The sequence below is a fragment of the Shewanella septentrionalis genome (assembly GCF_025370265.1).
GTDB lineage: Bacteria > Pseudomonadota > Gammaproteobacteria > Enterobacterales > Shewanellaceae > Shewanella > Shewanella hafniensis.
Map to the genome: position 1 here is coordinate 95136 of NZ_JAMTCC010000011.1, position 22319 is coordinate 117454.

The 22319-nt window shown below is 45.3% G+C and carries 19 protein-coding genes, 1 tRNA gene and 1 pseudogene; 11 read left to right on the top strand and 10 right to left on the bottom strand.

Annotated elements, in window-relative coordinates; genetic code table 11:
* The first annotated feature begins 211 nt into the window (after positions 1-211).
* Genes nudF through parC form a run of 7 tightly spaced genes read left to right on the top strand, consistent with a single transcriptional unit; the run spans position 212 to position 8155 of the window.
* A complete protein-coding gene (nudF, locus tag NE536_RS08405; protein ID WP_063882264.1) occupies positions 212-814 on the top strand; it encodes an ADP-ribose diphosphatase in 603 nt (200 codons plus the stop codon).
* 6 nt (positions 815-820) lie between these two features.
* On the top strand, positions 821-1261 hold the full coding sequence (locus tag NE536_RS08410; protein ID WP_063882262.1) for a DUF1249 domain-containing protein: 441 nt from the start codon (positions 821-823) through the stop codon (positions 1259-1261).
* Between the two features lie 15 nt (positions 1262-1276).
* Complete coding sequence (gene cpdA, locus NE536_RS08415; protein ID WP_106649492.1) at positions 1277-2116, top strand: 3',5'-cyclic-AMP phosphodiesterase; 840 nt, start codon at positions 1277-1279, stop codon at positions 2114-2116.
* Positions 2117-2142: 26 nt separating this feature from the next.
* Entirely contained in the window at positions 2143-2718 is a 576-nt protein-coding gene (locus tag NE536_RS08420; protein ID WP_220592036.1) for a YqiA/YcfP family alpha/beta fold hydrolase, read from the top strand.
* Between the two features lie 56 nt (positions 2719-2774).
* On the top strand, positions 2775-4661 hold the full coding sequence (gene parE, locus NE536_RS08425) for a DNA topoisomerase IV subunit B (protein ID WP_106649494.1): 1887 nt from the start codon (positions 2775-2777) through the stop codon (positions 4659-4661).
* 52 nt (positions 4662-4713) lie between these two features.
* Positions 4714-5886 (top strand): PQQ-dependent sugar dehydrogenase, encoded by a 1173-nt coding sequence (locus NE536_RS08430; RefSeq protein ID WP_261272407.1) that lies wholly within the window; start codon positions 4714-4716, stop codon positions 5884-5886.
* Positions 5879-8155 (top strand): DNA topoisomerase IV subunit A, encoded by a 2277-nt coding sequence (gene parC / locus NE536_RS08435; protein ID WP_261272408.1) that lies wholly within the window; start codon positions 5879-5881, stop codon positions 8153-8155. The genes NE536_RS08430 and parC overlap by 8 nt, the downstream gene beginning before the upstream one ends.
* Before the next feature lie 174 nt (positions 8156-8329).
* Here parC and NE536_RS08440 read toward each other — a convergent pair whose 3' ends face one another.
* Positions 8330-9394, bottom strand: a complete 1065-nt coding sequence (locus NE536_RS08440; RefSeq protein WP_220592039.1) for a porin — start codon at positions 9392-9394, stop codon at positions 8330-8332.
* A gap of 435 nt (positions 9395-9829) precedes the next feature.
* Positions 9830-10894 carry a porin gene (locus NE536_RS08445; RefSeq protein WP_261272409.1) on the bottom strand — a complete coding sequence of 355 codons (1065 nt, stop codon included), beginning with the start codon at positions 10892-10894 and terminating at the stop codon, positions 9830-9832.
* 427 nt (positions 10895-11321) lie between these two features.
* Here NE536_RS08445 and tcdA point away from each other — a divergent pair, with 427 nt between their 5' ends.
* A complete protein-coding gene (gene tcdA, locus NE536_RS08450) occupies positions 11322-12131 on the top strand; it encodes a tRNA cyclic N6-threonylcarbamoyladenosine(37) synthase TcdA (RefSeq protein WP_261272410.1) in 810 nt (269 codons plus the stop codon).
* 86 nt (positions 12132-12217) lie between these two features.
* Here tcdA and NE536_RS08455 read toward each other — a convergent pair whose 3' ends face one another.
* Positions 12218-13849, bottom strand: a complete 1632-nt coding sequence (locus NE536_RS08455; RefSeq protein ID WP_261272411.1) for an ATP-binding protein — start codon at positions 13847-13849, stop codon at positions 12218-12220.
* Between the two features lie 168 nt (positions 13850-14017).
* Here NE536_RS08455 and NE536_RS08460 point away from each other — a divergent pair, with 168 nt between their 5' ends.
* Positions 14018-14629: a superinfection exclusion B family protein gene (locus tag NE536_RS08460; protein WP_063882249.1), complete on the top strand. Its 612-nt coding sequence runs from the start codon at positions 14018-14020 to the stop codon at positions 14627-14629.
* Between the two features lie 141 nt (positions 14630-14770).
* Here NE536_RS08460 and NE536_RS08465 read toward each other — a convergent pair whose 3' ends face one another.
* A complete protein-coding gene (locus NE536_RS08465; RefSeq protein ID WP_006083014.1) occupies positions 14771-14902 on the bottom strand; it encodes a DUF3149 domain-containing protein in 132 nt (43 codons plus the stop codon).
* A 314-nt stretch (positions 14903-15216) separates the two neighbouring features.
* On the opposite strand from NE536_RS08465, the gene NE536_RS08470 reads away from it, so the two are divergent.
* Together NE536_RS08470 and NE536_RS08475 are read left to right on the top strand one after the other, a co-directional pair.
* Entirely contained in the window at positions 15217-16806 is a 1590-nt protein-coding gene (locus tag NE536_RS08470; protein ID WP_261272412.1) for a bacteriohemerythrin, read from the top strand.
* 301 nt (positions 16807-17107) lie between these two features.
* Positions 17108-17194: transfer RNA gene (locus tag NE536_RS08475), tRNA-Leu, on the top strand.
* Between the two features lie 129 nt (positions 17195-17323).
* Here NE536_RS08475 and NE536_RS08480 read toward each other — a convergent pair.
* From NE536_RS08480 to NE536_RS08505, 6 genes and pseudogenes are all read right to left on the bottom strand, one after another.
* Entirely contained in the window at positions 17324-17656 is a 333-nt protein-coding gene (locus tag NE536_RS08480; RefSeq protein WP_011847750.1) for a YegP family protein, read from the bottom strand.
* A gap of 119 nt (positions 17657-17775) precedes the next feature.
* A complete protein-coding gene (locus NE536_RS08485) occupies positions 17776-18180 on the bottom strand; it encodes a DUF2787 domain-containing protein (RefSeq protein WP_261272413.1) in 405 nt (134 codons plus the stop codon).
* 18 nt (positions 18181-18198) lie between these two features.
* On the bottom strand, positions 18199-18642 hold the full coding sequence (locus NE536_RS08490; RefSeq protein WP_261272414.1) for a JAB domain-containing protein: 444 nt from the start codon (positions 18640-18642) through the stop codon (positions 18199-18201).
* Positions 18643-18711: 69 nt separating this feature from the next.
* A pseudogene (locus NE536_RS08495) lies at positions 18712-19239 on the bottom strand (DUF6641 family protein); the annotation flags it as partial.
* A gap of 21 nt (positions 19240-19260) precedes the next feature.
* Complete coding sequence (locus tag NE536_RS08500; protein ID WP_261272416.1) at positions 19261-21294, bottom strand: AAA family ATPase; 2034 nt, start codon at positions 21292-21294, stop codon at positions 19261-19263.
* Positions 21291-22226, bottom strand: a complete 936-nt coding sequence (locus tag NE536_RS08505; protein ID WP_261272417.1) for a tyrosine-type recombinase/integrase — start codon at positions 22224-22226, stop codon at positions 21291-21293. Before NE536_RS08505 ends, NE536_RS08500 begins: the two co-directional genes overlap by 4 nt.
* Positions 22227-22319 lie beyond the last annotated feature (93 nt).

Here is a 22319-nt window from a genome sequence, read left to right on the forward strand (position 1 = left end):
AGGAATATTTTAACTTCGTTTAGACTAAGTAATGCCTTTACCAAGGCGGTTTGCGCTTCCCGACGCTTCCCGATACAGCTAAAACTTAATGACCTAGAGTCTAAGAACTCTGACACTTTCAAGTCAAATTCGAAGTGTAACAGATTTTATTTTAAAAATGTGCTCAAATTGCCTTGATTATAGGCGCAAATTCAACTTTTAAGGATAGAGTATGAAACCCCCTGTTTTTTCGCAAACGGATATTGAGATCTTAGAAAAAAAATCCCTGTATCAAGGGTTTTTCTCAATGGACGAATACACTTTTAAACATAAATTGTTTGCAGGCGGCTGGAGCAAACCTGTCACCCGCGAAGTGTTTGAGCGGGGTCATGCCGTCGTCGTTCTACCCTATGATGCCAGACAAGATAAAGTGGTGCTTATCGAACAGGTACGTTTCCCTGCATTAGCAACCACTAAATCTCCTTGGCTTCTCGAGTTGGTCGCGGGTATGATTGCAGCCGAAGAAACGCCTCTGGACGTTGCGCACCGCGAATTAATGGAAGAAACCGGTTTGGTCGCTAAGCAAATGCACGGTGTGAATAGTTATCTCGCCAGCCCAGGTGGCAGCACAGAACGTTTTTATTTCTATTGGGCCGATGTTGATTCGAACGACGCTCAAGGATTGCATGGATTAGCTGAAGAGCATGAAGATATTCGATTGCATGTCCTAAGCCGCGAGCAAGCTTATCATAGTGTGGTTGCGGGCGAGATCGATAATGCGTCGACCGTCATTGGATTACAATGGTTACAATTAAACTATCAACAACTGGTTTAAGTTGGGATGAATTTGGCTACTTCGAGTCTAAAACGACGCTATAAACCCAATGTCAGTGACTTTCTCGCACTGTGCGGGCGAAATTATGGCTACATGTTGAAATGGTTACCGTTAGAGATAGCTATCGGTGAGTCATGGCGACTCGAAGGTGAGTTTGGTATATTAGTAGTGCGAATTTTAGAAAATACCAAATATACTCAATTAGTTGAGATATCACGCCCCATTGCAATCAAGGAGTTTATCAATACTCCCAAGGTGTTAGTGAGAATTTATCACGATGCTAAATTAGCAGAAGTGTTAACTGGTCAACAGATTTACCAATTACGCCCAGTGTATGATTATCCCAATGTACGTATGTATCAAAGTGATGAAAAGCACCAGGTGAATGCATTCCTGGAAGAGTTATTAAAGATTGGTTACCACCATAGTGTCGTGTGCCAGTCTTAGAATTGGGTATTCAATGTGCTGAAAGAGGCTGTCTCTTACTCCATAGCTGAAGGGGAAAGCGTGCGTATCGTGCAAGTCACTGATCCGCATCTTTTTGCCGATCCTGAAGCTCAGCTATTAGGGGTCAATACTAGCAAGAGTTTTGCTGCCGTATTAAATACAATTAGAGCTGTGGACTATCCCGCTCATTTGATGCTTGCCACGGGTGACTTAAGTCAAGATTACTCGGCTGAGTCCTATCAGCAATTTGTGAAAGCCGTCACTCCTATTGGTTTACCTTGCCATTATCTTCCCGGAAACCATGATGATCCGCGGATTATGTATCTGCACATGCAAGGTGAACAGATTTTTGGACAGCAGCGTATTCTGGCCGGAAACTGGCAAATTCTCATGTTGGATTCAACCGTGCGGGGAAAGCCCGGTGGCAATATGGCCGAGACTCAGTTCGAATTAATTGATAAAGCCATTGCCGCACATCCCGAATGTCACACTTTATTGGTGATGCACCACAATCCCATTGTCGTGAATTGCACTTGGCTGGATCAGCACTGCATGGACAATGGCGCCGAATTTATTGCGCGAGTAGCAAAGTATCCGCAGGTCAAAGGATTACTCTGGGGTCATGTACACCAATGTATTGATACCCATCATAATGGCCCTCATGGCAGCATGCAGCTAATGGCGACGCCTTCCACTTGTATTCAATTTAAGCCGTTATCGCCTTATTTTGCTTTGGATAGCGTCCAACCGGGTTATCGTTTGCTGGAGTTGAGAGCCGATGGTAGCATCAACACTAAAGTGTATCGCGTACCGGGTAACCATTTTTCCCCCGACAACAACTCTAGCGGTTATTAACGCGAATAACCGCAGCCTGAGGAAATATGCTGCTTTATATTCACGGATTTAATAGCTCACCCTTTTCAGATAAAGCTGTGATGACGGCTGAGTACATGGCGCAGTATCACCCGAGTGTGACCTTTTATCAGCCGCAATTACCCAATACGCCCAAGGCTGCCATGGCACTGTTAACCACTTATGTTGAGGCGGCTGTCGATGCCAATGAGCCATTAACTTACATAGGCTCATCCTTAGGCGGATATTTTGCCAGCTATTTAGCCGAAACCTATGGCGGCAAGGCTGTGTTAGTCAATCCAGCGGTAAAACCCTTTGAATTGTTTGATGAGTTTATGGGGCCGCAATTTAATCCCTATACCGAACAGCATTATCTTGTCGTGCCCGAGCATAAGCGGGAAGTTGCTGAATTTAATACGGCTGTTATCCGCAATCCGGATCGTTTTTTGGTATTATTGCAGACGGGTGATGAAGTGCTGGATTATCGCGAAGCGCTCAATAAGTACCATCACTGCCAATTGCGAATTGAAGCGGGAGGCGATCATAGTTTTGTTGGCTACGAATCGCATCTGCAAACTGTAAGCCAATTTTTACACTTACCTTGACAAACTGACATGCCGAGCCGCAACATGGCCGGATACAATAACTTATAGCGTGCCCTATGACGAATCAATACACCTCTGACGCCATTGAAGTTCTCAACGGACTCGATCCTGTTAAACGCCGTCCAGGTATGTATACCGACACCTCCAGACCAAATCATTTGGGCCAAGAGGTCATAGATAACAGTGTCGATGAAGCATTGGCGGGTCACGCGACTAAAATTGAAGTTGTTCTACATACAGATAACTCCCTCGAAGTCACCGATGATGGCCGTGGTATGCCGGTGGATATCCACCCAGAAGAAGGCATTCCTGGGGTCGAGTTAATCCTAACCAAATTGCATGCTGGCGGTAAATTTTCGAATAAAAACTACCAGTTCTCTGGTGGTTTGCATGGTGTGGGGATTTCGGTCGTTAACGCGCTGTCACGCCGTGTCGAAGTGACAGTTCGCCGTGATGGTCAAGTGTATGATATCGCATTTGAAAATGGCTTTAAGGTTGAAGAGTTACGCCCAACGGGGACCTGTGGTCGTCGCAATACTGGGACTCGAGTGCATTTTTGGCCCGACGCCAGCTATTTTGATTCGGCTAACTTTTCTAATTCAAAACTGATTTATCTGCTGCGGGCTAAAGCGGTATTGTGCCCAGGTTTACGGATCAAATTCACCAACAAACAAACAAATGAAGTCCATGAATGGTTCTATGAAAGCGGCCTAACTGATTATTTGAAGGCGGCGATTGGCGACAATTTAAGGTTGCCAGATGAGCCGTTTGTCGGTTGTTTTAAGGGCCAGCTAGAAGCCGCTGATTGGGCCATTACTTGGCTGCCAGAAGGCGGTGAATCCATTGGCGAGAGTTATGTTAACTTAATTCCGACTCCGCTCGGTGGTACTCATGTAAATGGTTTCCGCCAAGGCTTATTGGAGTCAATGCGCGAATTTTGTGAGTTCAGAAACTTAATTCCCCGCGGTATTAAACTTTCACCCGAAGACATTTGGGATCGCGCCGCATTTATTTTGTCGGTGAAGATGCAAGAACCGCAATTTGCTGGCCAAACCAAAGAAAAGCTTTCGAGCCGCCAATGCGCTGCATTTGTGTCTGGCGTAGTGCGTGATGCCTTTTCACTTTGGTTGAACTCCAATACTGAACTCGCTGAATCGTTAGCCGAAATGTGCATTAATAACGCCCAGAGTCGGTTAAAGGCCGCTAAAAAAGTCGCCCGTAAAAAGGTGACTTCAGGGCCTGCTCTACCGGGTAAGCTAACGGACTGTAGTGGCCAAGATCCGATGCGCGGAGAGTTATTCCTCGTGGAAGGTGATTCTGCGGGCGGTAGTGCGAAACAGGCCCGCGATCGCGAGTTTCAAGCCATTATGCCGCTGCGTGGCAAAATCTTAAACACCTGGGAAGTCGATGCTTCACAAGTGTTAGCCTCACAGGAAGTCCATGATATTTCGGTCGCAATTGGTTGCGATCCCGATAGCAGTGATATCTCTGAACTGCGTTATGGCAAGATTTGTATCCTTGCGGATGCTGACTCCGACGGATTGCACATTGCTACCTTGTTATGCGCGCTATTTTTGAAGCATTACCGTATCTTGGTTGAACAGGGGCATGTGTATATTGCCATGCCGCCACTGTTCCGTATCGATATCGGCAAAGAGGTGTATTACGCCTTAGATGAAGCCGAAAGAGTGGGAATTTTAGATCGCATTGCCGCTGAGAATAAAAAGGGCAAGGTACAAGTCACCCGCTTTAAAGGCTTGGGTGAGATGAATCCTTTACAACTTCGTGAAACAACGATGGATCCGAACACCCGTCGTTTAGTACAGTTGACCATAGATGATATCGAAGAGACAGATGCTTTGATGGATATGTTGCTCGCTAAGAAGCGTTCGCCGGACCGTAAAAACTGGCTCGAAGATAAGGGTGACATGGCTTTACTTTAATGTTGTGCACTATTGCCGATAACAATAAAACATAGGCATAAAGAAAATTACAATGTTGTGTATTAAAACTAATAATTATAATTACTTAAAGGTGTTGTCTGCCGGTTTTACGCTCCTAGCGAGTGTAACGTTATTGCTCTGCAATAGCGCCTTTGCGGGTTCCCAATCGATCATGATTACCGTCGCTAAGGGGTTTGGTTTATCGCTTTATGCCTCGGATATTGGTGATGCAAAGCAAATGGCGATGGGGGCGAATGGCACTTTATTTGTCGGTTCCAATAAGAGCGGCACTATTCATGCGTTAGTCGATAGCAATCAAGATGGTCGTGTCGATAAGCGCTACGTGATTGCTAAAGGGCTTGAATCACCCGATGCGATTGCATTCCACAATGGCGACTTGTTTGTTGCCACTGAAAATCAAATCGTACGCTTTGTTGATATCGAGCAAAGATTACGCCGCCCGAGTCGACCCAAAGAAGTTTACAGTGATTTGCCTTACTCAGAGAAGAAAAGTTCTCGGGCAATTAATTTTGGCCCAGATGGCCGTTTATATGTGTCTATTGGTGCGCCCTGTAACGTTTGTGAAGCGCCAGTACCTTACAGCAGTATCATAGCGATCAATGTTGATACAGGTGCGAGTGAACAGATTGCGACCGGTGTGCGTGATGCGAGTGGATTTGATTGGTCACCAATAGACGGAAAATTATGGTTTGCCGATCAAGGCCGAGATTGGATGGGGGATAACCTGCCACCCGATGAGATTAACCGCGTCGATGTGATTGGGAGTCATTATGGCTTCCCTTACTTACATGCCAGTGCTGTGGTTGAACCTGCCTATGAAAAGCCAAAAAATCTAAAAATTTCGCTACCAGTATATGAACTGCCTGCCCATGTTGCACCCACAGGGCTTGCGTTTTATAGCGGCAATCAATTTCCAAATATGTACCATAATCAGTTGTTTGTAGCCGAAAATGGCTCGTGGAATCGTTCGAGCAAAGTCGGTTACCAAGTGGTTATGCTCAAGATTGAAAACCAAAAAGTGGTGAGTCGTGAAACGGTTGTTAGTTTCCTTGACGGTGAGTTTCCCGTCGCTCGCCCCTTTGCGCTGTTATCGGCTGCCGACGGTGCTATGTACATCTCAGATGATTTAAAAGGTAATGTGTATCGTTTGTTCTATAAGGGCGATAGTACTGAAGAACCACAGGAACTAGAAGAAAATGAGTGACGCTATCAAGTTAAGTCTCGATGGAGTAGAGCAAATGCCGTTGCGGCGCTTTACCGAAGAGGCTTATCTGAACTATTCCATGTACGTCATTATGGACCGAGCCCTGCCACACATTGGCGATGGGCTTAAACCTGTACAGCGTCGAATTATCTATGCCATGAGTGAGTTAGGTTTGTCGGCTCAGTCTAAGCATAAAAAATCGGCACGTACGGTCGGTGACGTATTAGGTAAATACCATCCCCACGGCGATAGCGCCTGTTATGAGGCTATGGTATTGATGGCGCAGCCATTCTCCTATCGCTATCCGTTAGTCGATGGTCAAGGTAACTGGGGTGCACCCGATGATCCTAAGTCATTTGCGGCTATGCGTTACACCGAAGCGCGTTTATCCAAATTCTCTGAAGTGCTGCTCAGCGAGCTGGGGCAAGGCACGGTCGAGTGGGGCGCTAACTTTGATGGCACGTTAAAAGAGCCAAAAGTACTGCCAGCACGTTTACCGCATATTTTACTTAATGGGATTACCGGTATTGCCGTGGGTATGGCGACGGATATTCCGCCGCACAACGTCAGGGAATTAGTCTCAGCCTGCGTGGCATTGCTCGATGATCCTAAGCTTGAACTCGAGCAATTGATGGCCTTTGTGCCTGGGCCTGATTATCCAACGGAAGCCGAGATCATTACCCCGTCTGCTGATATTGCAAAGATTTATGAGTCGGGCCGTGGGTCATTAAGAGCGCGCGCGGTTTACACAGTCGATGGCGGTGAAATCATCATTACTGCGCTGCCGCACCAAGCCAGTAGTGGTAAAATTTTAGAGCAAATCGCCAGTCAAATGCAGGCGAAGAAATTACCTATGGTGGCCGATTTGCGCGATGAGTCGGATCATGAGAGCCCTGTGCGGCTGGTGGTGGTTCCTCGCTCAAACCGTGTCGATTGCGATCAACTGATGGCACATTTATTTGCCACCACGGATTTAGAAAAGAGCTTTAGAGTTAACTTAAACGTGCTGGGTCTCGATGGACGCCCACGGGTGAAGGGACTAAAAACCTTATTAACTGAGTGGTTAGAGTTCCGCGTTGACACAGTTAAACGTCGTTTGGAATACCGTTTAGATAAAGTCGTATCGCGGTTACACATACTCGAAGCTTTGATGATCGCTTTCCTCAATATTGATGAAGTGATTGAGATTATTCGTTTTCACGATGATCCTAAAACTGAGTTGATGGCCCGTTTTTCACTCAGTGATAAACAAGCTGAATCGATCCTCGAGTTAAAGTTACGTCATTTAGCTAAGTTAGAAGAATTTAAGATCACGGCCGAGCAGAATGAGCTTGAAGCCGAGCGCGAGAAACTTGAGCAGTTATTGGGCTCAGAGCGTCGCTTGAAGACCTTGATCAAGAAAGAATTAATTCAAGATGCCGAAACTTACGGTGATGATCGTCGCTCTCCAATAGTGCTGCGCAACGAGTCTCGCGCCTTAACGGAACAAGAGTTAACGCCGACTGAGGCTGTGACAGTGGTCTTGTCTGAAAAAGGCTGGGTGCGTTGTGCTAAGGGCCACGATATCGATCCGTTATCGCTCTCCTATAAGTCTGGCGACCAATACTTGTGCAGCGCCATCGGGCGCAGTAATCAGGCGGCGGTGTTTATTGATTCGTCCGGGCGGGCATTTGCGACCGATAGCCATACTTTGCCTTCGGCACGTAGCCAAGGTGAACCTATTACGACTCGCTTCAATATGGCGCCTGGCGAAACCATGCAGCATGTATTGATGGGTGAGGAAGAGCAATGTTATCTGTTGGCAACTGACGCGGGTTACGGTTTTATTTGCTCGTACAATGATATGGTGTCGCGCAATAAGGCGGGTAAGGCATTACTGAGTTTGCCGACAAACGCTAAGTCATTAACGCCTAAGTTGATTGATCGCACGAAGGAAATGTCGCTCTTAGCGATCACGAACGAAGGTCGAATGTTGTTGTTCTCCCTTGAAGCCTTACCGCAATTATCTAAGGGGAAAGGCAACAAAATTATCGGTATCCCTACGGAAAGAGCCAAGAATCGTGAAGAGCTGATGACGCACTTACAATTAGTGCCGAGTGACACGCCAGTCACCTTGTGGGCGGGTAAACGCAAACTCACACTTAAGCCTAGCGATCTTGAGCATTATCGTGGTGAACGTGGTCGTCGTGGGGCTAAATTGCCAAGGGGCTTACAACGTGTCGATAGCGTTGAATTAGGTGACGGCGGCGAGCCATTACCGAGCATTTAATCCTTGATGGACTCAAGGTTTTGAAGCATTAAAGACATAAATGAAAGCCATCTAAGTTGACTTGGGTGGCTTTTTTGTTTTTATCGCCTGAGTCTTGACCGTTTGTTCTATTCGAGACATAAAAAACCTACTGTATCGCTACAGTAGGTTTTTAATTATCTCTGGGTTAAGAGATTAGAAGTCGTAACGTACGCCTACAGAGAATACGTTGTCATCTTGTAGATCAACTTTGTTACCGGCAACAACATGGTCACCGCGGTACATAGCGTATTGGCCGTATACCATAGTTGATTTAGCTAGACGGTAGTCAGCACCTACGTTGAAGTTTTGTACGTTGATATCAGTGCCAGTTGCGCCACCTTTATTAACGTTTTTGTAGAAGTTACCGAAGCCAGCATCATCAGCACCGTATTCAGCTTTCAGGTTTACGCCATTCAGATCGTAAGAAACGTTCACGAAGTAAGTATTGCCATCGATATCGCTATTCACAACGTTTTCTGATTGTTGGAATAAACCACCGACTTTGAATTGCCCTAATTTAACTTGAGCCACACCACGGTACGCATCAATACCTGAAATACCTTTGTTATAGGCTACAGCAACATAGTAGTTCTGTTCTTTAAACTTGCTATCGCCTAAAGTCGCGCTTAATGCATATAAGCTTTCAGAAGTTTTTGCAGTCGTGTCGTTATCATCAAACAAATAAGTTGCGTTCAGTGTTACTAAGCCAGCGATTTTTGGCGAGTAGTACCACATACCATCAGCGCTACGAGTTTGGCCACTGATTAAACGGTCGATATCGGCGTTAGTGTTACCGAAAATATCCACACCGCCTTCGGCTTGTTTGAATACTGTGTCGTTACGACCGACTAACACAGTACCTGCGTTAGTTTTTAAACCTAAATAAGTATTACGCGCTTTAAATACATCACCCGTTGTTGATGTATTTTCAACTTGGAATTCCATTTGATAGATAGCTTCAAAGCCATCAGCAATCTTTTCTGAACCCTTTACACCTAACAGAGAAAAGTTGTTTTCTAAATATGTGCCAGCGTTATTTTCATCGGCATAGTTAGTGGTATCGATACCGTTAGTGCCGCCTTGTAGGGTAGCAGCAGTGTCAGTATGGGTTAAAGCAAGCTCTAAACGACCATAGAAGCTTGGGCCTTCGGCTAGCGCACCGAATGAAGCCAATGCCAATACTGATGCAACTGATGCAGAGATGAATGTCTTTTTCATGTTTTGTGCTCCCTCGAACCTAAGTTCTTTTCCATTTTTCATGGTTTTTGTGTGGTTTAACGCATTTGTTACCTGAGTCGGTAACAAAGTTGCAGCCGATTTTTACAGTTTTACGACTCGCAGGCTGTGGTGCAGATCATGTTTTTGGCTCTCCTTGTCCATATTCGGGCTATTTCTAGGATATTTCCTTATACCTTGACTGCAAATTTGCCTGAAAGGTGCAAAACTGTATTTTTCACTTACTACTTAAGTGGTAGGTAAGGCGGATTGCCTTAGACAGTGGGTCGGCGAGGGTAACTGTAGCATATACTAATACTGTAGCAAGTCTGTCATATCGGCTATGGATATGTGTTTGGGGACGATATCTAAGCAGAAAAAGCGGCCGAAGCCGCTTTTTTATCAAGAAATAACCTTGTGGTTAGTTTATTAATCTATTTAAAAATCAACGCGTAAACCAACAGTAAAGATGTTGTCATTAAGGTCTTGCTTCACATCGGCTAACATAAGATCACCATCGAAGCGCGTGTAGTGACCATAGACCATAGTCTTAGTGCTCAGACGGTAATCCGCACCCACACTGAACTGTTGCAGGTCGACATCGCGAACCTGTTCCAAACCGCTGTTGTCTTGGTCACCGACATAGCGGCTCACGTATTTACCTAAACCTGAGTCATCTTTGCCGTACATCATCTTCAATTTCAAGTCGCCAATTAAGTAAGCCGCGTTGACGAAGTAGGTATCACCTGAGAGATTGGCAAACTTATCATCCACATGTTCACTGTGTTGATATAAGGCACCTAAGATAACATCGCCGAATTTAGCTTGGGCCACACCACGGTAGGCTTCAACGTTATCAATACCATCACTATAGGCGGCAGCGACATAGTAGTTCTGTGCTTTAAAGGTTTTATCCCCTAAGGTGGCGCTCAGAGCATACATGTGATCTTTGCTATACACCTCGTTGCCATTGCTATCCACTTGGTCATAGTTATCGCTCATCAGATAGGTGGCATTAAGCGTCACCAGATCGGCAATTTTAGGTGAATAGTAAGAAATGCCATCGGCGGAGCGTGTTTGGCCTGCAACCAGTAAGTCGATATCGGCGTTGGTGTTGCCAAAGAGATCGAAGCTACCTTCAGCGGCTTTAAATACGGTATCGTTACGGCCCACCAAGGCAGTACCAGCCGCACTTCTGATACCAAGGAATGTATTACGGGCGTTGAATGTCTTGTTTGAGTTATCAAAGTTTTCGACGCCAAATTCCATTTGATAAATGATGTCAAAATACGGGCTTACAGCTTCAGAACCTTTTACGCCTAACCATGAGAAGTTGTTTTCAAGGACAGTGCCGTCCTTTTGGTTTTGAGTTGCATAACCTGTGTCTGAGTTGGTAATCGCAAGATCAGCATGACCATAGAATTCAGGGCCATCGGCGAGTGCTGTGAATGAATAGAGTGTGAGGCTAGAAATAATAGCCGTCGTCAGCAGATTCTTTTTCATCTTCATTTTCCTGTGCTTATCGCTGTTATATGCATGGATAACTTTGAGTATCTATGCATGCTGTTGAGCTTTTATGTGGCAAAGTCTGCACAGACTGTCAGTAATAAAGTGTGATATAGATCAAGTTTTGTATAAAGGGTGATTTATTTAACGTATTGTTTTACAGGTTAAATACAGGTTTTTACTATATTGATTACCGAGTTGTTCGGCCATGCATTATGAGTCTTTGCATTTGTTACGCTTACTTGGCAATCGTATCCTTTTGCATCTGGCGTTATGTGTCTGCGGATCTGATTTCGATTTATGTCCAGATCGTTTAGAATCCACCGCACATTTTTAGTGCTGCTATTAAGCTGTCCCTGCTGGCATCACTTCGATGCTAGGGCAAGCGCTCCTGCTGTTATTGAGTAATATAAGGTAAGTATTTATGACTGAGGCCTATCTAAATCGATTTGGCGGAATTGGCCGTTTGTATGGACAAAAGGCTCTGGCTAAATTTGCTACATCCCACGTGGTGGTGATTGGTATTGGTGGCGTAGGTACTTGGGCGGCAGAAGCCTTAGCGCGAAGCGGCATTGGGCAGATAAGCTTGATGGATTTAGACGATATCTGTGTCACTAACACTAACCGTCAAATTCACGCGCTCAGTTCCACTATTGGCAGTTCTAAAGTCGCTGTGATGGCGCAGCGGATCCGTGAAATTAATCCCGATTGCCAAGTGAATGAAATAGAAGATTTTATTACATTGGATAATCTAGGCGAGTATTTGCTCGGGGCTAAAGAGGGCGGCAATATTGATTATGTTATTGACTGTATTGATGCCGTTAAGCAAAAGGCTGCGTTAATTGCCTGGTGTAAGCGTCAAAAAATCAAAATTGTTACTGTCGGTGGTGCGGGTGGCCAGACAGATCCGACTCAAATTCAGTTAACTGATCTCGCTAAAACTTACCAAGATCCTTTGTTAGCCAAAGTGCGCAATATTTTGCGCCGTGAATATAATTTCTCTAAAAACGTGCAACGCCGCTTTGCTATCGATGCGGTTTTTTCCAGTGAGCAGTTAGTGTATCCGCAAGCCGATGGCTCTGTTTGTGGTACTAAAGCCGCGGCCGATGGCAGCATGAGAATGGATTGTGCGTCGGGTTTTGGCGCTGTCACTATGGTCACTGGGACATTTGGTTTTGTGGCGGCAAGTCGAGTATTAGCGCGTTTGGCACTACAGGATCAAGAAACGCTTTAAAGGGTTAAGGTTTTCTACCCATGATTTCACCGCTCGTATGAGCGGTGAGTATCACTTCTGTATTGTGCTAGTCCATTGCGTTATATCTAGATATAAAAATCGTGTTGGACACTGGGGACCGTAAGCTCACATTGAGTGTACGGAAATTTGATATCAAATTGCGGGCCACCAAGTGTTGAGTCTGCGCGATAACTCATAGTGCCTTTTAACAGCGTCGCGGCATTAAAGGCTGCTGATAATCCTAAGCCCGTGCCGCCTTTATTACGATTTGTAGTGAAAAATGGCTCGAACATGTGTTCAGCGACATCGGCTGGAATTTCTAAACCATTATTTTGGATGCTAATTATAATCGACTCTTCATCCACTGTGGCGCTGATGTGGATAAGATTATCTTCGCGTCCATGGAAAGCATGGGTAAAGGCGTTCGACAGAATATTGCTAACAATCTGATTCAATAAGCTGATATTGGTTTGAATATTGAGTGTGGGTTCTACGCTGATTTCAGTAACGGCGTTGACATGCGGATGCATAATTAATGTCGACTCTAAAATCTCGTGGAGTTGCTGACTTAAGTTACAAGGTTGGTGTTCTTCATGACTGCGATCGATGGCGATCGTTTTGAACTTTTGGATCAAACTACTGGCTTTGGTGATATTGCGGACTATGAGTTCACAGCTTTCTTGATACTCATTAAGGATCTCATTGATTTCGTCTAAGGTGGCTTGATCGCTGTGGATCAGATCGATCAGTTCTTCAATATGGCTCAGCTGTGCACTCGCCGCCGTCAAACAAATGCCAATCGGCGTGTTGATCTCGTGGGCAACCCCTGACACGAGTCCTCCCAAGGCCGCCATTTTTTCTTGCTCAACTAACACTTGTTGCGCCCGTTTTAGTGCGCTAAGGGATTGTTCTAACTCTATGGTTCTTTCTTTAACTTGCCTGGCGAGTTCTTCTTTATAGCTACGTTCGAGTTTGAGTAGCCGCTCTCTGTCTTCTAGGGCCGTTTGCAGTTCAGCCTTAGATTTCTTTAAGGCGCCAAAGGAGCTTCTCAGTTGTACTTGCATGCTGTTGATGGAGTCGGCGACTTGTTTAAACTCATCAATTTTTTCTTGACGGGCAAATTGCAGCGGCTCGTATTCTTGATCGAGGTCGATATCTTTGCAGTATTGACTGAGTTTATCTAAGTGCTTGGTGATATTGAACCATACTAAAAACAGAATAAATCCAGCAACTAAGAAGGTCTTTATTCCATTAGAGAGCAAAATGATAATAGCTTTATCATACAAGCGCTGATAGATGGCATCGACATCGACTTGTATTTCAAGTGTGCCGACATTAATGCTCTCGGTCGGGGATTTATAAACTAGCGGGAAGGTTTTATCTAAGGAGTGTTCTTGCTTTTGCTCGCCTGCATTCCATGCTTGGCCGCTGTCATCTTTAATCGAAATGTAGTTAATATCGGGCAGCTGAATTAAGCCATTGAGCTGAGTGTTAATGAGCCGCTCGTCAATCACCCAAATACTGGCGGCGAGCACATCTAAATTCACTTTTTCCATATTGGAAAACACTCTGTCGATACGCACAACGTCATTGCGATAATCACTGATCAATTGATACGCAGTGGTGATTAAGGTGATAACAGAGCTAAAAAGTACAATAGACAAGGTCAGGTGCCTGCCTATGGGACTTTTGATAAGTTGGCTAAAGAATGTCAGCATCTTAAATTTTCTTTATGCAATAGCGGCTTGAGATGCTTATAAGCATAGACCTACAGATCCAGAAAGTGCATTTTCTCGCAGATAAAATCAATGAAATATGTCTTCATTTGTGGCATTAAATTTGCTTTGTAGCCAATAAGTTCAATTTTTTGTCACTGGGATAGCACTATGTTTAAACTCAAGCTGGATTCAGTTAAGTTTTTTAGCCCGAAGAAAATGATGTTTAGAGTCATGCTGTGGCTAATGGTGAGTTGTACTGTCTTACTCCTTATTCCTCCTAATGCGTTGGCAGTGCTGGCGCTCGATAAATTTGTGCCCGAACATGCTCATTTTGTTGGATTAGGTCTAATCATCTCTATCGCCTATTTTTTGAGTCAGCTGATTAACTTAGGCTTAGATGAATCAATTCGTCATTTAAGTGATAAGCGCGTTATTGAGACGATTGAAGCTAAAGTGAACTTGCTTGATCCCGCTGAGCGAGCATTAGTCAGAGAGTTTTTTCTTCAGGGCGCCACGATTTTGACTCTGCCGCAAAATGAGCCTGCCGTAAAAAGTTTATTGAATGCCTGTATCTTAGAAAAGCTAGGTAACGAGCGCCATTATGCGATTCAGGGACCGACAGCCGATTATAAGATTGCTATGAAGGCTCGCATGTACCTCAACCGCGATGTGCTGCGTTTACCTGCGGGTGAGCCGAGCCAAGAGGAAATGCAGTCGTTGATTAAGGCACGTCCGCAGTTTTTAAATGGTCTAGTACAAAACAGAAAACACGCCGCATAGGCGTGTTTTGCCTCGCTTGCATGAGTGCTGGCTTAGGTAAGTTGCAGTAATCGGAAAAGTGAGATAACAAAAAATGGGGGTGATAAAAACCCCCTAGATTTTGCATTTATACAAGAACATGAAGAACAACTGGAGCAAAAACTATTGTTTCGGTGCCGACTTCACAATGAACATCCAAGTGATATAGGACACTATCCCTATTGTGCTAAAGATAACGATCATTGAAAGTAAGCCTATGGGGTTACCAAACATTAGATCTAACCAAAATGCCATGACTGAAATCCTCTTTCCTGTGAAGTCCTCTCTAAATTAGCGATATTCGATAGCCAAAATACTGATCTCGATCAATAAAAAATCGACATAGGAATACAAAGTCATAACTCTTAGTTAACTCTGTGATCTTGGTCAAGTTTAAGGCTATACTTAACAGTGATGAGTTCAAATAATTTGGCTTTGTTTCTTCTTCCGTTAGCGTCTAGGATTAACCTACTCAATGAGTTCGTTATTTATTTAGTTAACGCGCATTCCATCTATTCGCCCTTGTTTAATATGAATGCGGCAATATCAGTTTTTTAAAGGAGTAAAAAATGGATTCTAATAAAAGTCGTAAGGATTCAATGGGATATAATTCTATCTTTGCGCCACTGCTGTTGCTGATTTATCCACTCTATTGTTTAGTTGCCACAGGGCACTTTGTCGCCATCCTGTGTTTAAGCGCGCTCGCCGGCATTTTAATTTTCAACATCAATAAATTAATTCGCAATTTAAGGCAGCTTGAGCGCGCCGCCCATCATTTAGGCGAAGGGGATTTAAGTTATCAATTAGAAGAGAAAGATGCGGGCATCTTCATTAAGGTTGTGCATAGCATTAATCGCATGGGCGAGGATGTTAGCCGCACCATTTTATCTTTGTCTGATACCTGCGAAGGCATGAAAAAAGTCGCCTCAGATATTAAGGTCATCAGTGAGCAGGCCAAACAAGGTGTGTTAGAGCAAGAGCATCAAACTGAACTGGCTGCCAGTGCGATGACGCAAATGGTTTCAAGCGTGCAAGCAGTGTCGCAAAATGCAGTCAGTGCGGCGAAAGCTGCCGACATTGCCCAAAGTTCTGCTAAGCATGGCGACCAAATCATGAATGGCATAGTCACTAAAATTGGCGCTATGTCAGAGCAGATCCATAGCACTCGAACCGTAATTGAGCACTTGGCCGCCGACAGCAACAATATCAGTAGCATTATCGAAACCATTTCGCAGGTGGCTGAGCAGACTAATTTACTCGCCTTAAACGCTGCCATTGAAAGTGCGAGAGCTGGCGAGCATGGTCGCGGCTTTGCCGTTGTCGCCGATGAAGTGCGTAATCTCGCTAAGCGGACATCTGAAGCCACGGTTGAAATCCAACAACAAATCGCCGCCTTACAAAAAGGTGCACAACATGGTGTTGAAGTCATGTTGAAAAACGTGGCTATTGCCGATGAAACGGCTGATATGGTTGATCAAGCCCACAGTGCACTCGGGCAGATTGTCGCTCAGGTGGAGACCATTACCGATATGTCCCATCAAATCGCCACGGCATCGGGGCAACAACACACAGTTGCTGAAGAGATTAATAAAAATATCACTGTGATGGCAGAACTCGCGCTGAGTAATGCATCTCACACCAACAACACTAACTTATCGAGCTTGAAAGTGTATAACATGTCGCAGGAAATCGGCTCCTTGCTGCACCGATTCCATGTGAATGCGGCTTTCTTTAATTCGACTCAGGCACAAAATAAACTGTTTGTGAAATGGGGGCCTGAATTAGACATAGGGATGCCAGAGATCAATCGTCAACATCAGCGCTTAGTCTCATTGATCAATGAATTACACCGTACATTAAATGAAGAGTATGGACTCGAAGCCATCAAACGTATCGTGCAAGGGCTGGTGGATTACACCGCCAATCACTTTGCCTATGAAGAAGAGCTCTTTGCCCGTTTTGGTTACCCACAAACCGACAGTCATAAGGAAAAGCACGGCAAGTTAGTCGGGCAAGTACTTGATTTTCAAAAGCGGGTTGTAAAAGGGGATGATGTTGCCGACGAATTAATGACTTTCTTGAAGGCTTGGTTGGTTAATCATATTCAAAAAAGTGATAAAGAATATACCGCCTTTTTGTTATCCCATGGCGCAGAATAACCCCAAGAGCATGATTTTTGAGCGGTTAAATGCAATTTGTATTAAAGTCGCGGCAAAAGACTTGCCATTGTCATGGGCAAAGGTATAATTCCCAGCACTTAGAGACAGCCAGTTGTTTTGATTGCTTCTAAGTGCATATTTGATATGCCAGTGTGGTGAAATCGGTAGACACAGGGGATTCAAAAGTCACAGTGTTTACAGCTTAAATTTCACTAAGCTGTTGATGTAAAAAGTTAATTCAAAAGAATTAACGCGCAAAATCCTTGCAAAGATTTGCAAAGTTTTTGAGATTGAAGATTATGCCAGTGTGGTGAAATCGGTAGACACAGTGGATTCAAAATCCACCGCCCTTAAAAGCGTGCCAGTTCGAGTCTGGCCACTGGTACCACTTCAAAGCCGACCTTAGCGTCGGTTTTTTTGTATCTAAAATTCAGTGATGTTAGATACTTACCAACTCGCTGCTTTGCTAGAGTTCATCACTTTCCTTCCAGCAAAGCACCACACTGGGCATGTTTGCCTAGGTCAAATCTTTGATGGTGGTTGTTTTTCCATTCTCCATCACCGACTTAATCCCGTTATCTCTCGCAGCCGTGCTCGAATACATTTGGCTAGTGCCAATGATTTGATGGTTGGCTGCTTTGAGGTTGAAATACGGCTTCTCGTTTTTAGCCACTTCTTTGGCATATCGGGCTTCGATTGGGGAGTTGGTTTGCACGGATTCAATACCGTTCAACGCGCCACTCTTACCTGTGTAAAGCTCGCTGGTGAGAATGACCTCTCCATTTCCCGCCTTTAATACAAACTTAAATTGCTCATTACTGCTTTTACTTAATTCATACCATCCTGACATGGGTTTACTCCTTATTCTTTAGCGCAAGCAAGGAAGACATTTCCTGCTTGAGCATCAGTGTAGTCGATTTCATTTTATTTGAGATGTGACTTTTGCGGTGGTTTTGAGTGTTTTGAGGGTTAATCTGCCGACACACTGACATTAAAAACGGCTAACTCCTGCCAATAGCACAGGAAGTTTTGCTCCCATATCGGGTAAAACGCTACTGCCGCCTCAATGACGAGTAGGCCGCTAATGCTTTGAAATACGCCGCAACTAAAGTCAAAGTCCAGTTCTTTAACCAACTCCCATTGCCCCATTTGGCCGACATAGCAAAAGTCGGTGATGTAGCATAACTGCCATTGCTCGGCGTGTTTCTCTAGCCTTATCTCCACGGGATGAAAGCCACCCCGTTGTGGGCTGTAATCTGGATCACGAAAGTTAATCGTCACGGCATTGTGTGCTTGGTTACTGATAAACGGGGTTAATGCCAATAGCAGTCTGTCAGAGACAGGCAATGCCAACTCTTTGTTGATGGTATTCATTGTGTGTCCTTAGTGGTGTTAGAACAAATCGCTGTGGGTTTCACGAAGGCTAGTAAAGCGGTTAAGGCCAATAATCACATGGTCGAGGACATTGATATCCAGCACTTTGGCGCACTCAATGACTTTACGGGTGAATTGAATATCGCTAGTGCTTGGTGTTGGATCGCCTGAAGGGTGGTTATGAACAAGGATAACGCTGGGCATATTCAGAATTACTGCCGTGCGTAACACTTCGACGGGTCGCATACTGATACCGTTCACTGAACCTGTCGCCACCACCTCAACGCAATTAATAGTGTGCTGGTTGGTCAGGTTTGCCACGATAAACATTTCTTTGGTTTCATGCTTTAGGTAGTCAAATACCTGCGCGGTATCTTCAGGCCGTGTGATGGCTTGCTCGGCTAAGGCGCACTGGGTTTCTTTGAACTGATATTTGACATTGATTTCACGGATAATCGCCATGGTCTATCCCTATAGATGGTAAAGACTCAGGAGCGAAAGGGCTTCTTTCTGCTCCTGATAGTGTGTGCATTACTTGGTGGTTTTGGCTGAGGTATCGCTCTTCACCTCACTCTTTGCGCCTGTGCTGGCCTCAGCACTAGCCTTAGCTTTCTTGGTCGGGAACTTAGACGCCTTGAGGATGAACTCATCTAGCTCGCCTTTCTCCACGGCATCGATAATCAGCTTGATGGTGTCAGGTAGCTTGGCTTTATCACCGACATCAATGGCGGGTTTATCCTTTACCAGTTCGATAGGCTTAATCCCGATACGGACTTCGAAGTAATAGTGACCTTCACTGTCGTAGTACCATGGGCGCACTGTGATACGGCGGCGCACCTTCTTACGCTCTCCCGTCTCTGGGTCTTTGACACTTTTCTCGCGGTAGGCTTCAAACTCTGTGCCTTGAATAAAGCATTCGGCCATATCCAATTGCTGCTTCAGCTTGTCAACCAAGCGGGTTCTTTTGCCGATGATAGGCGGCTTAACGGCGATTTCAGGGCGAGCGATAACCTTGAGCGAACTCAATAATGTTGTCATGGGGTGTTCCTTTTCGTGGTTTAGTGGGTTGTGTTGCTGGGGTTAGTTGATAAAGCCAATGCGGCGCGTGGCTTGTTTACGGTTGTTTTCTTGGGTTAACAGAGCAATAGCGGTGGCTCTGTGGTTGTGGTTAGGTTGAAATAACATGCGCCTTGCTACGATAGCGAAGTCACCGGGCGTTAATTGTTGTAGTGCGTGAAGTTGGTCAGCTTCGGTTTGGGTTAACTTAGTGATACCCAATACTTGCTTATACAAGGTCTGTCGCTGTGGCTCCGTCAGATAGTTACAGGTCAGTTTAAAGTCAAAGCGGCGCATCACTGCGCTATCGATTGCGCTGAGTGCGTTAGTTGCTGCAAACACGGGCATGGTGTTGCATTCAAGCTGTGACAGCAGTTCATTGATGAGCTGCACTTCATACTGCGCTTGAGCGCTCTCACGCTGACTGAGCAAGCTATCGACTTCATCAAAGAGCATCAGCTTCTTTGTTCTGTGCGCTTCTCTAAACAGCGCTGCAATGTTCTGCTCGCTCTCACCGACATACTTACTGAGTACATCAGAGCACTTGATGTGCATGATATCCATACCGTGGGTTTCAGCTAAGTGATGTACCCAGCCTGTTTTGCCTGTACCTGGGGGACCATTGAGTAACACTCTGACAGGGAGGCTGTTGGCTATCGCGGTGTCGATATCATTGATAATGGACTGTGTATCTTGCCCGTCGATGGCGTTAAGGTTTAAGCAACTCGGGTCAAAGCTTAGCTGGCCTTGATATTTAGCCGCTGGTGGGGCTTCCCCGCAGGCTTCAAGGGTGGCATCAATAACGTCCAATACCACGATTTCAGCCTCATCCCCTGTTAAGGCTAAGGTACTCGCCACATGGGCGGCGTTCGCAATATAAGCAGGGGCGGCATTAGATTTGCTGGCTAACACCAAGCGAAATGCATCCGATACCTTAAGTGATTTGAGCATGGTTTTACTCATGGCAAAGCTAAAGGCTTCATCGGGTACAGGAATTTCCATCACTAGCTTAAAGCGGCGTATGTAGCTTGGCTCCAATAGCGATACATGGTTGGTAATCCAAATAGCAGGTACAGGATTGGTTTCCAGTAAGCGCATTAAGCCTTCTTTGGAGTAATGTTCATCGGCATGTTTAAACACGCTTTCGCACTCATCAACCAATAACAGGCTTTCATCTGAGCCATCGAGCAAGCTTTGCAGTAGATTAAGGTAGGTTAAGCGTTGGCTAGTCGGCTCTTTACTCAAGAACTCATCAGTCACTTTGCCATCCTCAAACTGCACACTTTGCACTTCCACTAAGCTGCGCCGCAGTGCCTTTGCTAAGGTGCGAGATAGCTCGGTCTTGCCTGTTCCCGCTGCCCCATAGAGTAAAATGTTAACGCCTTTCAGCCGCTGAGCCATGGCCGCTCTTAGATAGCGATACACTAAATCGGCATTCACATGCTCAAATTGTTTAAGCTTGAACTGCGCCGTAGGGCTGTGCTTAATAATCGGCGCGAGCAAGGATTCACGGCGAGTGAGCTTTTCAGTCACCAGCAATACCCTAAACGGCTCCGGTATTCTCAACAAATGCGGTAGGAGTAATGCTGCTCCCTCAATAAAGCGATTACGGGCTAAAGGTTCTAGCTGCTCATGGATATCATCACTGTTGAGTCCCGTTTCTTGCTCTAACCAATGAATGAGAATATCCGTATCATGGTCAGCTAGCAGGTTAAGCAACTCTTTGAGTCCCGCATTGGCATTGAGCACGATGATGAGCACCATCATGGGTTTCATCGCGGCATCTAGCTTAAACAGTTCACACAGAAACCGCGCATTGTGCTGCACCGTTTCTGCCATGACAGGGTAATTATCCTTAAGCGGAAACAGCGCTAGGGTGCTGTCGATATCATGATTAATGCCATGTTGTAGCTTGATACCCACGAGCGAGTTAATCGCATAAGACGGCATATACTCAAAGCCATAATTGACGGCTGACAGTAATAAGTCTTCGGCGATTTGAGTTGCAAGGTAATAACAATGCTTAGCGTGTTTAGCGATGGGTTTGACGTTTATCATCGACTGCCGCGCCCCCGTTTAATGGGCTTTTCAGGCGGAATGTAATCCAGCATCGCAGCGGCTTGCTTCATAAACGCATGGTCACGTTTATCGTAAATGGTGGTGGTACTGATATCGGCGTGTCCTGCCATTTGGCGCACGGTATTGATATCCACATTTTGCTCAAGCAAGCGAGTAATAAAGGTACGGCGTAAATCATGGGGTGATACGTTATCCACCCCTAGCTCATACAAGGTATCTTTAACTAACCGATACAAGGCCGTTGGGGTGGTTGGCTCAGATAACTTAAGTTTGCCAGTTAGCGTCGACTTACAGACTAAATACCCCTGCTGGCGCTGACGTAACTTAAGCCATGCCAATAGATTTTGCTCTACCCACTCAGGTAAGAACAAGGTGCGACTCTTATTACCTTTACCTGCTGCCACGGTCAGGGTATGCAAGTTGGCATCATAGTCGTGTAGCATCAACGCCGATAACTCACTGCGGCGCAATCCAGTACCCAAAAACAGGCTGAATATCAGCAAATTACGGGTAGCAAAGGTGCCTTTTTGCGTTTTGCAGTAATCCAATACCGCGGTCACTTGCTCTGTGCTTAACGGCGTACCTTGATGCTCACCGTGCTTTACTTGATTAATGGTCTGCAAGTTTGCGACCTGCGATAAATCGGCTTTGTTCATCAAGGCCGCCACTTTGACGATATTCTTAATCGCTATCATGGCGCGGTTGATGGAACGGGCTGACCACTGCGCATGGGTCATCACTGCGCGTATTTGCAGTGCTTGTTGATAGTCAATCTGACACAGCTTGTCATCGAGACTGTCTTCTTGCCACTGCATGAGTCGCGCAATACTGCGCATTTGTGAGCTGATAGAGTGCTGACTATTAATAGACAGGCGGCTCAAATACAGCGCATAAGGGGTCGCTGTAGTCATAGAGAACTCCAGTAAGTATATTAAGTTGAATTGTGTTTAGAGGGTTGAACGAGAAGGGAAAAGTGATACTAGAAACACGTTCATAATATCACT

What these genes read in the sequence shown, in the direction of transcription:
- nudF (WP_063882264.1), top strand. Translation starts at nt 212, where the DNA reads ATGAAACCCCCTGTTTTTTCGCAAACGGATATTGAGATCTTAGAAAAA.
- NE536_RS08410 (WP_063882262.1), top strand. Translation starts at nt 821, where the DNA reads ATGAATTTGGCTACTTCGAGTCTAAAACGACGCTATAAACCCAATGTC.
- NE536_RS08420 (WP_220592036.1), top strand. Translation starts at nt 2,143, where the DNA reads ATGCTGCTTTATATTCACGGATTTAATAGCTCACCCTTTTCAGATAAA.
- parE (WP_106649494.1), top strand. Translation starts at nt 2,775, where the DNA reads ATGACGAATCAATACACCTCTGACGCCATTGAAGTTCTCAACGGACTC.
- NE536_RS08430 (WP_261272407.1), top strand. Translation starts at nt 4,714, where the DNA reads ATGTTGTGTATTAAAACTAATAATTATAATTACTTAAAGGTGTTGTCT.
- parC (WP_261272408.1), top strand. Translation starts at nt 5,879, where the DNA reads ATGAGTGACGCTATCAAGTTAAGTCTCGATGGAGTAGAGCAAATGCCG.
- NE536_RS08440 (WP_220592039.1), bottom strand. Translation starts at nt 9,394, where the DNA reads ATGAAAAAGACATTCATCTCTGCATCAGTTGCATCAGTATTGGCATTG.
- NE536_RS08445 (WP_261272409.1), bottom strand. Translation starts at nt 10,894, where the DNA reads ATGAAAAAGAATCTGCTGACGACGGCTATTATTTCTAGCCTCACACTC.
- tcdA (WP_261272410.1), top strand. Translation starts at nt 11,322, where the DNA reads ATGACTGAGGCCTATCTAAATCGATTTGGCGGAATTGGCCGTTTGTAT.
- NE536_RS08455 (WP_261272411.1), bottom strand. Translation starts at nt 13,849, where the DNA reads ATGCTGACATTCTTTAGCCAACTTATCAAAAGTCCCATAGGCAGGCAC.
- NE536_RS08460 (WP_063882249.1), top strand. Translation starts at nt 14,018, where the DNA reads ATGTTTAAACTCAAGCTGGATTCAGTTAAGTTTTTTAGCCCGAAGAAA.
- NE536_RS08465 (WP_006083014.1), bottom strand. Translation starts at nt 14,902, where the DNA reads ATGGCATTTTGGTTAGATCTAATGTTTGGTAACCCCATAGGCTTACTT.
- NE536_RS08470 (WP_261272412.1), top strand. Translation starts at nt 15,217, where the DNA reads ATGGATTCTAATAAAAGTCGTAAGGATTCAATGGGATATAATTCTATC.
- NE536_RS08480 (WP_011847750.1), bottom strand. Translation starts at nt 17,656, where the DNA reads ATGTCAGGATGGTATGAATTAAGTAAAAGCAGTAATGAGCAATTTAAG.
- NE536_RS08485 (WP_261272413.1), bottom strand. Translation starts at nt 18,180, where the DNA reads ATGAATACCATCAACAAAGAGTTGGCATTGCCTGTCTCTGACAGACTG.
- NE536_RS08490 (WP_261272414.1), bottom strand. Translation starts at nt 18,642, where the DNA reads ATGGCGATTATCCGTGAAATCAATGTCAAATATCAGTTCAAAGAAACC.
- NE536_RS08500 (WP_261272416.1), bottom strand. Translation starts at nt 21,294, where the DNA reads ATGATAAACGTCAAACCCATCGCTAAACACGCTAAGCATTGTTATTAC.
- NE536_RS08505 (WP_261272417.1), bottom strand. Translation starts at nt 22,226, where the DNA reads ATGACTACAGCGACCCCTTATGCGCTGTATTTGAGCCGCCTGTCTATT.